The following is a 13,156-nucleotide window of genomic DNA, read 5'->3' as shown; positions in this document are numbered from 1 at the left end:
GCGCTGCTCGAAAACGGCCAACCGGCCTCGCAGCGAGTGGGGCCGGACGAAAGATCTCCGAGGAGAAACAGAATGACTCAGGGAACCGTGAAGTGGTTCAACGCGGAGAAGGGCTTCGGCTTCATCTCCGTCGACGGCGGCGGCGCCGACGTTTTCGTACACCACTCCGCGATTCAGACCACCGGCTACCGTTCGCTGGACGAGAACCAGCGGGTGGAGTTCGAGATCGTGCAGGGTGCCAAGGGCCCGCAGGCGGAGTCCGTCCGTCCGATCTGAACCATCATCGTCGTCCCGGCGCCGGCCGGGACGACGTGGGAACCGGACCCCGTACTCTGCCCTGTGCTACGGGGTCCGGTGCCGTTTCCGGGGCTGGTCGAGGCCAGCCCCGGGCGGTTGCTCAGGCGGCTGGCAGGCCCAGGTCGGCCAGGATGCGCTGGGCGGCGTTGTGTCCGGCCGCCCCGATCACGCTGCCGGCCGGGAACGCGCCGGCGCTACCCGCGTACAGGCCCGGCAGGCCGGTCGCGTACGGCATCCGGTCGGTGAAGGACACCGTGTTGTCGACGTGGTGGATGTGCCCGCCGGTGATCCCGAAATGCGCCTCGATTCCGGGCGGCGAGAGCGGCAGCATGTCCACCACCAGGTCGCTGGTGCCGGGCGCGTACCGGTCGCAGATCGCCAGCAGGCGCTCGACGTAGGACGGCAGCTCGGCATCCCAGCTCGAACCGGCGATGTCGTACGGCACCGACTGCACGAACAGCGCCGAGGAGTGGTGCCGCTGGGGATCCTGCAGCGTGGGGTCCACGGTCGTGTGCACGTACCACTCGATGGTCGGCTCGTCGGGCAGCCGTCCGGCCGACACGTCGGCCCACATCCCGCGCAACTCGGCCATTGGCCGCCCGTCCCGGGCCGAGCCGGGCAGCAGGTGGATGGTCGAGCCGAACGGGCTGGGCGCGCCGGCCGGCAGGCAGGAGAAGTCGGGCAGGTCGCGCAGCGCGAGGTTGAGCTTCAGCGTGGTGCCGGGGCGGCGTACCGCGCGGACGCGGTCCTCGACCGGCAGCCCGGGAGCCAGTGCGAACAGCCGGTACGGGTCGCAGGCACCCAGCACCACCGTGGCGGCCACGGTGCGCCCGTCGGCCAGCCGTACGCCGGAGGCCGCCCCGGCATCGGTCAGCACCTCCGCGACGGGAGCGCCGGCCACGATCGTCGCGCCGGCGGCCCGCGCGGCGGCGGCGAAGGTGCCGGAGACCGTACCCATGCCGCCGCGGGCGATCATCCAGGTGCCGTCCGAGCCGGGTAGCCGGCACATGTTGTGGACCAGGAAATTGTGGCCGGTGCCGGGGTCGTCGGGACCCGCGTTGAGCCCGGACAGCCCGTCGGTCACCGCGTACATGGCGATCAACAGCTCGGATTGGAAGTCGAACCGGGCCAGGTAGTCGGCGACGGATCCGCGTACCAGATCGATGAAGACCTGGCGCAGCTCGGCCCGGATGTAGCGCTCGGCGGTCGCCTCGACCGGCAGCGGCTCGGCCAGCCAGGCCGGGGCCAGGTCCTCGCGCAGGCTGGCCAACTCGGCCTGCATCGCGTCGTCGGCCGCCACATCGGCGGCCGAGAAGAACGTGGTCAGCTGCTCCCGGGTGGCCGCCCGGTCCCGGCCGAACAGCAGGTACGGCGCGCCCGGCCCGCCGGGCGTGGGCAGGAAGTAGTGCGGGTCCCGGCGCAGCACCGGGATGTCCACGCCGAGCTTCGCGATCAGCTCCGGCGGCATCAGGCCCAGCAGGTACGAGCCGGTGGAGTGCCCCAGGCCGGGCACCTTCGGGAAGGGGTGCTCGGTGCGGGCGGCCCCGCCGATCACCGGCGCCGCCTCCAGCACCGTGACCGCGAGTCCGGCGCGGGCCAGCAGCACCGCGGCGACCAGGCCGTTGTGTCCGGCGCCGATGATCACGACGTCGGCGCGCTGAGGGATGTCACTCATCAGCCCACCCTAGGGCCTGGCGGCGGAGGGTCTCAGAAGTCGATCACGACTGGGGCGTGATCGGAGGGCCCCTTGCCCTTGCGCGCCTCCCGGTCGATGTACGCGTCCTGGACCGCCTCGGCGACCTGCCGCGTCGCGTAGACCAGGTCGATGCGCATGCCCATGTCCTGGTGGAACATGCCGGCCCGGTAGTCCCAGTAGGTGAACGGGTTCGGCCCCTTCATCGGGCGCGGTACCACGTCGACCAGGCGGAGCCCGCGCAGCGCGGCCAGGGCGTCCCGCTCGGGCTCGGTCACGTGGGTCGAGCCGGCGAACGCGGCCGGGTCCCAGACGTCCGCGTCGGTGGGCGCCACGTTGAAGTCCCCGCACACGGCGAGCCGGTCATGGGCCGCGAGCTCCGGCTCCAGGGCGCTGCGCAGCGCCGCCAACCAGGCCAGCTTGTACTGGTAGTGCGGCGAGTCGATGGTGCGACCGTTCGGCACGTAGACCGACCAGACCCGCAGCCCGCCGCAGGTGGCGCCGATGGCCCGCGCCTCCGGGTCCGGAAAGCCCGGTTCGCCGGGGAACCCGAGGCTCACGTCGGCCAGCCCGACCCGGGACAGCACCGCCACCCCGTTCCACCGGCCGGAGCCGTGCGCGGCCACCTCGTACCCGAGCTTGGTGACCTCGGTCGTCGGGAACTCCGCCGTCTTGGTCTCCTGAAGGCACACCACGTCCGGCGCCACCGCCGGCAGCCAGTCGAGCAGCCGGGGCAGCCGGGCGGTGACCGAGTTGACGTTCCAGGTGGCCAGGCGCATTCGCCTACGGTAACCGCCGCGGCGCCGGCCGGCGCGGGCAGCGCGGCGGGGCGGCGCGTGTCTACGATCTGGGTTGATCGATCGGAGGGCCGGGGTGCACACCGACATCCACGTTCCACTGGGCGCGGCCATCGACATCTCATCGGGCGCGGTCAGTGACGTTCCATCGAGCACAGCCATCGACGTCTCATCGGGCGCGGAGCCGACCGAGCCGCGCGGCCGCCGGGCCGACGCGGCCCCCGCCCGACGATGACCGGGCCAGTCGGATCATCCGGGTCGGTCGGATCATCCGGGTGGCCCGGGCCAGCGGGATCATTCGGGCCGGCCGCGCCGCTCGATCCCGCCGCGGTCGCCGAGGCGCTGCGACCGTTCGGCGCGTCCCGGACGCTGCCCGCCGCGGCCTACACCGATCCCGCGGTACTGGACTGGGAGCGCCGGCAGCTGTTCGCCGGCGCCTGGACCTGCGTCGGCCGCGTGGACGACCTCTTCGCCGGCGGCCGGCCCGGCCCCGGCGTTCTTTTCGGCGCCGAGAGTCCCCTCGCTGCCGGCGACGGACTCGGCGGCAGCGAGATCACGCAGCGCGCGCTGACCGTCGGCGACGTCGGCGTCCTGCTGACCGCGCCCGCCCGGAATGTCGGGCACGGCGGGGACGGCGGCGACGGCGGCGGCGACGGCGACGGGCGCGGGCACGGCGGCGTGCGCGGGTTCGCCAACGTGTGCCGGCACCGAGGGCACGAATTGCTGCCTGATGGGGGTACGGCCGGCCGCCCGTCGGTGATCTGCCCGTACCACGGCTGGTCGTACCGGCTGGACGGTTCGCTGGCCCGCGCGCCCGGGGCCGGCGTGGTGGCCACGTCGCCGTTCGACCCGGCCCGGTACGGTCTGGTCGAACTTCCGGTGGAGGTGTGGCACGGCTGGGTGTTCGTCAACGCCCTCGGCGGCGCGCCCCCGTTCCCGAGCTACCTCGGCGGGCTGGCCGGCCTGATCGCGCCCTACCGGCCCGGGTCGCTGTGGCGCGGCGCCCGGCATGAGTATCGGGTGGCCGCCAACTGGAAGGTGATCGTCGAGAACTACCAGGAGTGCTGCCACTGCCCGCTGATCCATCCCGAGTTGTGCCGGGTCTCGCCGCCGCGATCGGGGCAGAACTGGGCGTTGCCCGGTGCCTGGGTGGGCGGTGCGATGGACCTGCGCCCAACCGCCGAGACGATGTCGCTGGACGGCCGGTCGGCGGGCACCGCCATCGAGGGCGCGCCCGAGGGGACCGTTCGCTATGTGGCCGTCTTTCCGAACCTGCTGATCTCGGCGCACCCGGACTACGTGATGACCCACCGGCTGGAGCCGCTGTCGCCCGGTGCCACCCGGGTGGAGTGCGCCTGGTACTTCCCCCGGGTCGGTACGGATCCGGGCTACGCCGTGGACTTCTGGGACCTCACCAACCGTCAGGACTGGGCGGCCTGCGAGTCCGTTCAGCGCGGGCTGTCCTCGCCGCACTTCCGCCCCGGCCCGCTGGCCGCCGGCGAGGACGCGGTTCACCGGTGGATGTCGTTGCTGGCCCGGTGCTATCTCGACCCGATCGGGGCGGTTGCCGCGGCCTGCGTCGATGCCGCGCCGGACGATCGGGGACAATGATCTGGTGAGCGCTGTCCGCGAGATCATCTTGCTCGGTTCGACCGGCTCCATCGGTACTCAGGCCATCGATATCGTGCGCCGCAACCCGGACCGGTTCCGGGTGGTCGGGCTGGGCGCCGGCGGGGGCAACGTGGACCTGCTCGCCGCCCAGGCGCTCGAGCTGGGGGTGGACGTCGTAGGGGTGGCCCGCGCCTCGGCGGCGCAGGACCTGCAGCTCGCCTTCTACGCCGAGGCCCAGCGCCGCGGGTACTCGACCGGTGGGTACCGGATCCCGAAGATCGTGGCCGGGCCGGACGCCATGACCGAGCTGGCCCAGTGGCCGTGCGACACCGTGCTCAACGGGGTGGTCGGCTCGCTCGGGCTGGCGCCCACGCTGGCCGCGCTGCGCGCCGGTCGGCGGTTGGCGCTGGCCAACAAGGAATCGCTGGTGGCCGGCGGCCCGCTGGTCCGCGAGGCGGCCCGGCCGGGGCAGATCACCCCCGTCGACTCCGAGCACTCCGCGCTGGCCCAGTGCCTGCGCTCGGGGGCCGGCAACGAGGTGCGCCGGCTGGTGCTGACCGCGAGCGGGGGACCGTTCCGGGGCCGGCGCCGGGAGGAGTTGACCCAGGTCACGCCGGAGCAGGCGCTGGCGCATCCGACCTGGGACATGGGCCCGGTCGTCACGATCAACTCGGCCACTCTGGTCAACAAGGGCCTCGAGGTGATCGAGGCGCACGAGCTGTTCGGCATCGAGTACGACGCGATCCGGGTGATGGTCCACCCGCAGTCGGTGATCCACTCCATGGTCGAGTTCGTCGACGGCTCGACCATCGCCCAGTGCAGTCCGCCGGACATGCGGCTGCCCATCGCGCTGGCGCTCGGCTGGCCGCAGCGGGTGGCGGACGCGGCGCCGGGGCTGGACTGGACCGCGGCGCACACCTGGGAGCTGCGACCGCTGGACGACGAGGCGTTCCCGGCCGTGCGGCTGGCCAAGGCGGCCGGGCGGGCGGGCCGCTGCCGGCCGGCGATCTACAACGCGGCCAACGAGGAGTTGGTAGCGGCGTTCGTGGCCGGACGGCTGCCGTTCCTCGGGATCGTGGACGCGCTCGAACGGGTACTGAGCGAGGCACCCGACTTCGCGGAACCAGGTACGGTCGAGGAGGTGCTCGCCGCCGAGTCATGGGCGCGGGCCCGGGCCCGCGAGCTGGTCGCGGCCGATGGGGAAGGAGCCTGATGGCATACCTGATCGGTGTCGTGCTCTTCGCGCTGGCGATCTTCATTTCGGTCGCCCTGCACGAAGCCGGTCACATGGCCACTGCCAAGGCGTTCGGGATGAAGGTTACCCGCTACTTTGTCGGTTTTGGCCCTACTTTGTTCTCATTCCGCCGGGGTGAGACCGAGTACGGGCTGAAGGCGATCCCGGCCGGCGCGTTCGTGAAGATCGTCGGCATGACGCCGCAGGACGACGACGTGGCGCCCGAGGACGAGCCGAAGGCGATGTGGCGCTACCCCGTCTGGAAGCGCACGATCGTGATGTCCGCCGGCTCGATCATGCACTTCATCCTCGGGTTCGTCGTGCTCTGGGTCACTCTGTTCCTGGTCGGCGTGCCCAACCCCGACCTGAACGATCAGGCGAAGGTCGACGCGCTGCCGGCGACCGTCTCGATCGAGAACTGCGTGCAGCTGAACGCCGACCGGACCAACTGCCTACCCAGCGACCCGCAGTCGCCGGCGAGGCAGGCCGGCCTGCAGAACGGCGACAAGATCACGGCCGTGAACGGCACCCAGGTCGCCACCTACATCGGCCTGGTCAACACGATCCGGGCGGCCAAGCCGGGCCCGGCCACCCTGACCTTCGAGCATGCCGGGGTCACCAAGACCGCCAACATCGACCTGGTGGCCGCGCCGCGGCACCCGGCCGACAACCCCAGCGGCCCGCCGACCACGGTGGCCGCGCTCGGGGTCAGCCAGGCCCTCCCATCCAACATCCCGACGACCGTGACCTACGGGCCGATCGAGTCGATCGGCCAGTCGGGCCGCTTCACTGGCCAGCTGTTCGAGGGCATCGGCTCGTCACTCAAGACCATCCCAAGCAAGATCCCGAACCTGTGGGACTCGCTGTCCGGCAAGCCCCGCGACCCGAACGGCCCGATCAGTGTGGTCGGCGCCACCCGGCTCGGCGGCGAGAGCGTGCAGCACGGTGCCTGGACGCTGTTTCTCAGCTTCTTGATCAGCCTTAACTTCTTCATCGGCGTGTTCAACCTGCTGCCGCTGCTGCCGTTGGATGGTGGACACATCGCCATCTCCTGGTTCGAGCGGGTCCGGTCCTGGTTCTATGCCAAGATCGGCCGGCGTGACCCGGGCCGGGTCGATTACCTCAAACTCATGCCCATCACCTACGCGGTGATCCTTGTTTTCGGTGGGTTCACGCTGCTGACAGTCGCCGCCGATATCATCAACCCCGTCACTCTATTCGGCAATTAGGAGCGAGTGATCCTGCTGTGACCGCTGTCAATCTTGGTATGCCCAGTGCGCCCGTCGAGCCGCTTGCCCCGCGTCGCGAGTCCCGCCAGATCATGGTGGGCACCGTGCCGGTCGGCGGGGGCGCACCAGTGTCCGTTCAGTCGATGACCACGACACTGACCTCGGATGTCAATGCAACCCTTCAGCAGATCGCCGAGCTGACCGCCGCGGGCTGTCAGATCGTGCGGGTCGCCGTGCCTTCGCAGGACGACGCCGACGCGCTGCCGATGATCGCGAAGAAGTCGCAGATCCCGGTGATCGCGGACATCCACTTCCAGCCGAAGTACGTGTTCGCCGCGATCGACGCGGGCTGCGCCGCGGTACGGGTCAACCCCGGCAACATCAAGAAGTTCGACGACAAGGTCGCCGAGATCGCCCGGGCGGCGCAGGACGCCGGCACCCCGATCCGGATCGGCGTCAACGCCGGGTCGCTGGACCCCAGGCTGCTCCAGAAGTACGGCAAGGCCACGCCCGAGGCGCTGGTCGAGTCCGCGCTGTGGGAGTGCTCGCTGTTCGAGGAGCACGGGTTCCGGGACATCAAGATCTCGGTCAAGCACAACGACCCGATAGTCATGATCAAGGCGTACCGGCTGCTCGCCCAGCGCTGCGACTACCCGCTGCACCTCGGGGTCACCGAGGCCGGCCCGGCGTTCCAGGGCACCATCAAGTCGTCGGTGGCGTTCGGCGCGCTGCTGGCCGAGGGGATCGGCGACACCATCCGGGTCTCGCTGTCCGCGCCTCCGGTCGAGGAGGTCAAGGTCGGCGCCCAGATCCTGGAGTCGCTGGGCCTGCGCGAGCGCGGCCTGGAGATCGTCTCCTGCCCGTCCTGCGGCCGGGCCCAGGTCGACGTCTACTCGCTGGCCGACCAGGTACACGCCGCGCTGGACGGGTTCCCGGTGCCGCTGCGGGTGGCGGTCATGGGCTGCGTCGTCAACGGACCGGGCGAGGCCCGGGAGGCCGACCTCGGCGTCGCCTCCGGCAACGGCAAGGGTCAGATCTTCGTCAAGGGCGAAGTGATCAAGACTGTGCCTGAGTCGCAGATCGTCGAGGTGCTGGTCGAGGAGGCCGTGCGGATGGCCGGCGAGATGGGCGCCGAGCTGCCCGAGGAGCTCCAGGGACTGACCGGCCCGACGGTCACCGTGGGCTGACCACGAACTGACGACAGCGGGGGGCGGCCGACCGGCCGCCCCCCGCTGCGTGTGCGCGTCACTCGCTGCTGTCGGCGAGGATGGCGTACAGCTTGCGCTTGGTCTCATTCAGTACCTCGACGGCCCGCTGCCACTGCTCGCGGTCGCCCTCGAAGCCGATCTGCCGCAGCGCGTTCATGATCCCGAAGATGGCGTCCCGGGTGTCCTGCCCGCTGGCGACCGTCTCCTCGCTGAACTCGTTCCACGGCGGGTCGGCCGCCGCCGTGGCGGCCTCGGTCTGGCCGGTGTCGGTGAGGGTGAACCGCTTGCGGCCGCCGCTCTCCTCGCTGACGATCAGACCCTCGTCCTCCAGCAGCTGCAGAGTTGGGTAGATCGAACCGGGGCTCGGCCGCCACACGCCGCCGGTGCGGGTGTCCAGCTCCTGGATCATCTCGTAGCCGTGCATCGGGCGCTCGGCGAGCAGCGCCAGGACCGCGGCGCGCACATTGCCCCGGCGACCCCCTCGTCCACCGCGTCCGCCGCGACCCCTGCCGTGCCCGTGCCCGGGCGGTGGGAACGGCGGACGCCAGCCCCCGAAGGCGCGCGCCCGCGCCTCGTGCATCGCTCGGAAGTCCATCGTGACTCCCTCCGTTCTGTCGTTGATGTGTTGACGATATATCGCTAACCTATCGGTGTGCAACCGTGGTCGGCGTGATGGCCGTCGCTGGACGAGGCCGCGTCAGTTGGACTTCTGTCGGCTGTCAGCGGCGCGTGCGCGCGCTGTCAGCGCCGTCGGCCACCATGTGCATCGACGGACACACGAGGGGACTGACAGTCATGAGCGAGTGCAGCTGGTGGGGTGCCAGCGCGGGACGTTCGCGCCGCCACGCCCGCACCGGTCGAAGCGGAGTCGGGCGATGAACTACGCGGTGGAGGCCACCGGCCTGGTGAAGCGATTTGGAAAGACGAAGGCGCTGGACGGCGTCGACCTGACCGTCCGGCAGGGCACCGTGCTCGGCGTGCTTGGGCCCAACGGCGCGGGCAAGACCACCGCCGTGCGGGTGCTGACCACCCTGATCCGGGCGGATGAGGGCCAGGCCAAGGTGGGCGGATACGACGTGCGTCACGACGCCGACCGGGTCCGCTCGCTGATCGGGCTGACGGGCCAGTACGCGGCGGTCGACGAGGACCTGACCGGGTTCGAGAACCTGCTCCTGATCGGCCGGCTGCTGGAACTGCCTCGGCGGGACGCGAAGCGGCGGGCCACCGAGTTGCTGGAGCAGTTCGAGCTGTCCGAGGCCGGCCGGCGCAGCGTGAAGACCTACTCCGGCGGCATGCGCCGCCGGCTCGACCTGGCCGCCAGCCTGGTCAGCCGGCCGGAGATCCTGTTCCTGGACGAGCCGACCACCGGGCTCGACCCGCGTAGCCGGGGCGAGGTCTGGCGCATGGTCCGGGACCTGGTGGCAGACGGGGTGACGGTGCTGCTCACCACGCAGTACCTGGACGAGGCCGACCGGCTGGCCAACGAGATAGCGGTCATCGACCACGGCCGGGTGATCGCCAGCGGCACGCCGTCCGAGCTCAAGGCGAAGGTGGGCGGGCAGACGCTGGACGTACGCCCGTCCGACCCGGCCGACCTGCCGGCGGTGTCCGAGATCGTGGGCAAGGCCGTGGGTACCGTGCCCAGCCAGCGCGCCGACGACGCCGGGCTGCTGTCGGTGCCGGTGGACGACGATGACGCGTTCGCCACGGTGGTGGGTCGGCTCCGCGAGGAGCACATCGCGGTAACCGAACTGGCCCTGCGCCTGGCCAGCCTGGACGAGGTGTTCCTGTCACTGACCGGACACGGCGCGGAGGAGGAGAACTGATGGTCGCCATCGCCCAACCGGTACTGGTCCGGAAGATCAACCCCGTCCGCGCGGTCCGGCACTCGTTCACCCTGGCCTGGCGTGCCGTGGTGAAGATCAGGCACAACCCGGAGCAGCTCCTGGACGTGAGCCTGCAACCGATCATCTTCGTGACCATGTTCGTGTTCCTGTTCGGCGGCGCGATCAGCGGCATGAACCGCCACCAGTACCTGCAGTTCGTGCTGCCCGGCATCACGGTGCAGACGGTGGTGTTCGCGAGCATGGGCTCCGGGATCAACCTGAACACGGACATCACCAAGGGCATCTTCGACAGGTTCCGCAGCCTGCCGATCGCCCGGTCCGCCCCGCTGACCGGCCTGGTCCTCGGCGACGTGGTGCGCTACGTGATCTCGATCGGGGTCCTGCTGGCCTACGGCTCGCTGCTCGGCTTCCGGTTCCACAACGGCGTGCTGCCGGTGATCGGCGCCGTCGCGCTGGTCATGGCGTTCGCGCTGGCGTTGTGCTGGATCTGGGTGCTGCTCGGCACGGTGGTCAAGAGCCCGCAGAGCCTGCAGGGGCTCGGCTTCGTGGTGGGCTTCCCGCTGACCTTCGGCAGCAACATCTTCACCCAGACCGTCACGCTGCCGGGCTGGCTGCAGGCCTGGGTGAAGATCAACCCGATCACCGCGCTGACCGACGCGACCCGCGGCCTGATGCTCGGCACCGGCCCGGTAGCCACGCCGGCCTGGCACGCGATGGCCTGGATCGTGGGCATCGTCGTGGTGTTCGCACCCCTGGCGGTGACGGCCTACCGCCGCAAATCCTGATCCGGTCCGCTCGGCCGGCCGACGTCACGGGGGCGTTGGCCGGCCAGGCCGCTCCCGCCCGCCCGCCCGTGGAAGTCGGCGGGGTCGGGAGTGCCGGGCGGGGCGACGTCGAGCGGGGTCGGGTCGCCGTCCCGCAGCGCCCGGCGTCCCTCGGCGGTCAGCCGCTCGAACTCCTCGGTGTCCAGGCGCGTGCCCCTCAGCCGGTACCCGGTCGGCTCGGCGACCAGCGCGGCAGGAGGCGGCGCAACCTGGACACCAGGGTCTGCAGGGCATTGACGGCCGAGGTCGGGGCGAATCACCCCAGACCGCATCGATCAGGGCGCCGCTGTCCACCGGTCGACTGCCGGCCAGCGCGCGACGGATCACCAGGGTCCGCAACCGGGGGCCATCGAGGTCCACCGGCTGGCCGCCGTCGTCGGTGACCGCCAACGGTCCGAGGATGGCCACCCGCACGGATAACAGTGTCTCATTTCCCCGGTACGCATCCGCCCGTCGAGTCTGGCAGGCTAGGGGCGTGCTCACGGTTCCCGCCCGGCTGCTCGGAGACGCCGAACGGATTGCTGTCGAGCGGCTGCTCGACCGCGACCCCTACGCCGCGGCGCAGGTCGCCGAGCAGGTCGCCGCGTTCGGGCTGGCCTGGTGGCGGACCGAGGCGAGGGTGTTCGGCTACGGCAGCCGCCGAAATCTCCAGTCGCTGTGCTGGCTGGGTAACAACCTGATCCCGGTGCGTGCCACGCCACAGGCGACCGCGGCCTTCGCCGACCTGGCCGGGCTCAACGGGCGCAGCTGCTCCTCGATAGTGGGCACCGCGGACGCGGTGCTGGACCTGTGGACCCGGCTGGCGGTGCGTTGGGGCCCCGCCCGGGATGTCCGGCCGTGCCAGCCCCTGCTGGCCACCGGCGCCCTGCCGGCGGTGCCGCCGGATCCGGAGGTGCGCCTGGTTCGCCCGAAGGAGCTCGACCTGCTGTTCCCGGCCGCGGTGGCGATGTATACCGAGGAGGTCGGCGTCTCGCCGACGGTGGACGGTGGCGAGCGCGGCTACCGGGAGCGGATCGCCGAGCTGATCCGGGCCCGCCGGGCGTACGCCCGGATCGTGGACGGACGGGTGGTGTTCAAGGCGGAGCTCGCGGTGGTGACCCGGCACACCGCGCAGGTGCAGGGGGTCTGGGTGGCGCCGGAGTGGCGCGGTCGTGGCCTGGCCACGCGCGGGGTCGCGGCGGTGGTGCACGACGCGCTGCACCGGGTGGCGCCGACGGTCAGCCTGTACGTCAACGACTACAACGAGCCAGCTCGGAGGGTTTACGCCCGATGTGGGTTCGAACGGGTGGGTACCTTCGCCACCGTCCTGTTCTGACCTCCCATCATGTGAGAGGTCGGGCGCGAAACGGCCCCGGGCGGGGTGTCCGGGGCCGAGGATCACGGCGAAGGTCACGAATACTCCGGCCAGCGCGTTCGGTCAGCCGCCCGCACCCGTGCGCCCGACCAGTGGGGTGAACCTCCGATGGGGCAAGTCGTCAAGAAGCTCTCCGAGAACCGGACGCGCTACGTCTGGTACCCGGGGGAGAAGAAGGACTGGGTCCGCGCCGTCTGGGCGGTGGCCCTGGGCGCCGCCGCGTACGGCGTGCTCGAACTCGGTACGCACCGCACGTTGCTGGCCGTCACCGTGGGCATCTCGCTGACCGTGGGCATGGCCGGCTTCAACCTGGGCCGCCGGGACTTCCGGGGCGCCAGGGACTTTCCGGAGCCGGGCCCCAAGGGTTCCCGCCGCGCGGCGGTGGTGCACGCCGGGCACGCCGCCTGGCGGGGCCTGGTCCAGGGAATCGGTGGCGCGACCGCGGCGCTGCTGATCGCCAACCTCGCGGCGGCCGGCTTCGTGGCGAACTGGCTGCTGCCGGCGGTACCGGCGGTGGCCGGCGCGCTCGCGCATCAGGCCGGCGCGCTCTACGAGCGGCTGGGCCGCACGGCGAGGCCGGCCGATCTGCCGCCCGTTCCGGGTTCGGACGCCACCACGGTTCCGCTGCGCCCGGGCTCGGACGCCACCACGGTTCCGGCGCCACCGCCCGCGCCGCGCACCCGCGATTGGATCGGATCGTACGGCGTGGACGCCGCCACGGCCGCGGACGCCGGGTCGTCGCACCCGCCCACGTCCACCGGGCAGCCGGACCCCACCCTGGACGACCGGTAGCCGCCCAGCGAGTCATTAGCACCAAACCGGCCGGGCCCGTAGGGCTCATCCGGCCAGCTCAGATCGGCACCTCCGGGGTATTGACGGTCTTGATCGCCTAGTTTCACACTTTGCCCACCACACCTGCCGTGCTCGATGAGAGGCGGGGCGATGACCGGGCTCATCACGATGGACGAGGCGCCTTTACCGACCGGTCTGGCTCGGCGCGTCCGACGCCGCGCCACGACCCAGACCAGTCGGCGGATTGCCGAGCCGGCGGCGTTCCCGGCG

General features: G+C 71.4%; 13 protein-coding genes. 9 read left to right on the top strand and 4 right to left on the bottom strand.

Annotated features, from left to right (window positions below; genetic code table 11):
- The first annotated feature begins 72 nt into the window (after positions 1–72).
- The gene (locus ABEA87_RS08900) at positions 73–276 is read left to right on the top strand and encodes a cold-shock protein (RefSeq protein WP_345627799.1); all 204 of its coding nucleotides are present in this window, start codon (positions 73–75) and stop codon (positions 274–276) included.
- Between the two features lie 121 nt (positions 277–397).
- On the opposite strand, the gene ABEA87_RS08895 is transcribed toward ABEA87_RS08900, so the two are convergent.
- Together ABEA87_RS08895 and ABEA87_RS08890 are read right to left on the bottom strand one after the other, a co-directional pair.
- Positions 398–1,972, bottom strand: coding sequence for a phytoene desaturase family protein (locus ABEA87_RS08895; protein ID WP_345627797.1), 1,575 nt, complete (start codon positions 1,970–1,972; stop codon positions 398–400).
- Positions 1,973–2,004: 32 nt separating this feature from the next.
- On the bottom strand, positions 2,005–2,769 hold the full coding sequence (locus ABEA87_RS08890; RefSeq protein WP_345627795.1) for an exodeoxyribonuclease III: 765 nt from the start codon (positions 2,767–2,769) through the stop codon (positions 2,005–2,007).
- Between the two features lie 249 nt (positions 2,770–3,018).
- Between ABEA87_RS08890 and ABEA87_RS08885 the strand changes: the two genes are divergently transcribed.
- Genes ABEA87_RS08885 through ispG form a run of 4 tightly spaced genes read left to right on the top strand, consistent with a single transcriptional unit; the run spans position 3,019 to position 8,048 of the window.
- On the top strand, positions 3,019–4,398 hold the full coding sequence (locus tag ABEA87_RS08885) for an aromatic ring-hydroxylating oxygenase subunit alpha (RefSeq protein WP_345627793.1): 1,380 nt from the start codon (positions 3,019–3,021) through the stop codon (positions 4,396–4,398).
- 25 nt (positions 4,399–4,423) lie between these two features.
- Positions 4,424–5,611 (top strand): 1-deoxy-D-xylulose-5-phosphate reductoisomerase, encoded by a 1,188-nt coding sequence (dxr, locus tag ABEA87_RS08880; RefSeq protein ID WP_345628185.1) that lies wholly within the window; start codon positions 4,424–4,426, stop codon positions 5,609–5,611.
- A complete protein-coding gene (locus tag ABEA87_RS08875; protein ID WP_345627791.1) occupies positions 5,611–6,861 on the top strand; it encodes a M50 family metallopeptidase in 1,251 nt (416 codons plus the stop codon). Before dxr ends, ABEA87_RS08875 begins: the two co-directional genes overlap by 1 nt.
- A gap of 17 nt (positions 6,862–6,878) precedes the next feature.
- Positions 6,879–8,048 (top strand): flavodoxin-dependent (E)-4-hydroxy-3-methylbut-2-enyl-diphosphate synthase, encoded by a 1,170-nt coding sequence (ispG, locus tag ABEA87_RS08870; protein WP_345627789.1) that lies wholly within the window; start codon positions 6,879–6,881, stop codon positions 8,046–8,048.
- A 58-nt stretch (positions 8,049–8,106) separates the two neighbouring features.
- Here the strand turns inward: ispG and ABEA87_RS08865 are convergent, their stop codons facing one another.
- Positions 8,107–8,664, bottom strand: coding sequence for a PadR family transcriptional regulator (locus tag ABEA87_RS08865; protein ID WP_345627787.1), 558 nt, complete (start codon positions 8,662–8,664; stop codon positions 8,107–8,109).
- 280 nt (positions 8,665–8,944) lie between these two features.
- Here ABEA87_RS08865 and ABEA87_RS08860 point away from each other — a divergent pair, with 280 nt between their 5' ends.
- Both ABEA87_RS08860 and ABEA87_RS08855 read left to right on the top strand, forming a co-directional pair.
- Positions 8,945–9,895 (top strand): ATP-binding cassette domain-containing protein, encoded by a 951-nt coding sequence (locus ABEA87_RS08860; protein ID WP_345627785.1) that lies wholly within the window; start codon positions 8,945–8,947, stop codon positions 9,893–9,895.
- Complete coding sequence (locus ABEA87_RS08855; protein WP_345627783.1) at positions 9,895–10,701, top strand: ABC transporter permease; 807 nt, start codon at positions 9,895–9,897, stop codon at positions 10,699–10,701. Before ABEA87_RS08860 ends, ABEA87_RS08855 begins: the two co-directional genes overlap by 1 nt.
- Here ABEA87_RS08855 and ABEA87_RS08850 read toward each other — a convergent pair.
- On the bottom strand, positions 10,683–11,000 hold the full coding sequence (locus tag ABEA87_RS08850) for a hypothetical protein (RefSeq protein WP_345627781.1): 318 nt from the start codon (positions 10,998–11,000) through the stop codon (positions 10,683–10,685). The genes ABEA87_RS08855 and ABEA87_RS08850 overlap by 19 nt on opposite strands.
- A 215-nt stretch (positions 11,001–11,215) precedes the next feature.
- Here ABEA87_RS08850 and ABEA87_RS08845 point away from each other — a divergent pair, with 215 nt between their 5' ends.
- Together ABEA87_RS08845 and ABEA87_RS08840 are read left to right on the top strand one after the other, a co-directional pair.
- A complete protein-coding gene (locus ABEA87_RS08845; RefSeq protein ID WP_345627780.1) occupies positions 11,216–12,055 on the top strand; it encodes a GNAT family N-acetyltransferase in 840 nt (279 codons plus the stop codon).
- Positions 12,056–12,202: 147 nt separating this feature from the next.
- Positions 12,203–12,886, top strand: a complete 684-nt coding sequence (locus ABEA87_RS08840) for a hypothetical protein (RefSeq protein ID WP_345627779.1) — start codon at positions 12,203–12,205, stop codon at positions 12,884–12,886.
- The last annotated feature ends 270 nt before the right edge of the window (positions 12,887–13,156 follow it).

It is taken from the genome of Rugosimonospora acidiphila (assembly GCF_039543385.1).
Lineage (GTDB): Bacteria > Actinomycetota > Actinomycetes > Mycobacteriales > Micromonosporaceae > Rugosimonospora > Rugosimonospora acidiphila.
This window is presented reverse-complemented; position numbering and strand designations above follow the sequence as displayed.

Coding starts and splice junctions, on each gene's coding strand:
- ABEA87_RS08900 (WP_345627799.1), top strand. CDS start 73: ATGACTCAGGGAACCGTGAAGTGGTTCAACGCGGAGAAGGGCTTCGGC.
- ABEA87_RS08895 (WP_345627797.1), bottom strand. CDS start 1,972: ATGAGTGACATCCCTCAGCGCGCCGACGTCGTGATCATCGGCGCCGGA.
- ABEA87_RS08890 (WP_345627795.1), bottom strand. CDS start 2,769: ATGCGCCTGGCCACCTGGAACGTCAACTCGGTCACCGCCCGGCTGCCC.
- ABEA87_RS08885 (WP_345627793.1), top strand. CDS start 3,019: ATGACCGGGCCAGTCGGATCATCCGGGTCGGTCGGATCATCCGGGTGG.
- ABEA87_RS08875 (WP_345627791.1), top strand. CDS start 5,611: ATGGCATACCTGATCGGTGTCGTGCTCTTCGCGCTGGCGATCTTCATT.
- ABEA87_RS08865 (WP_345627787.1), bottom strand. CDS start 8,664: ATGGACTTCCGAGCGATGCACGAGGCGCGGGCGCGCGCCTTCGGGGGC.
- ABEA87_RS08860 (WP_345627785.1), top strand. CDS start 8,945: ATGAACTACGCGGTGGAGGCCACCGGCCTGGTGAAGCGATTTGGAAAG.
- ABEA87_RS08855 (WP_345627783.1), top strand. CDS start 9,895: ATGGTCGCCATCGCCCAACCGGTACTGGTCCGGAAGATCAACCCCGTC.
- ABEA87_RS08840 (WP_345627779.1), top strand. CDS start 12,203: ATGGGGCAAGTCGTCAAGAAGCTCTCCGAGAACCGGACGCGCTACGTC.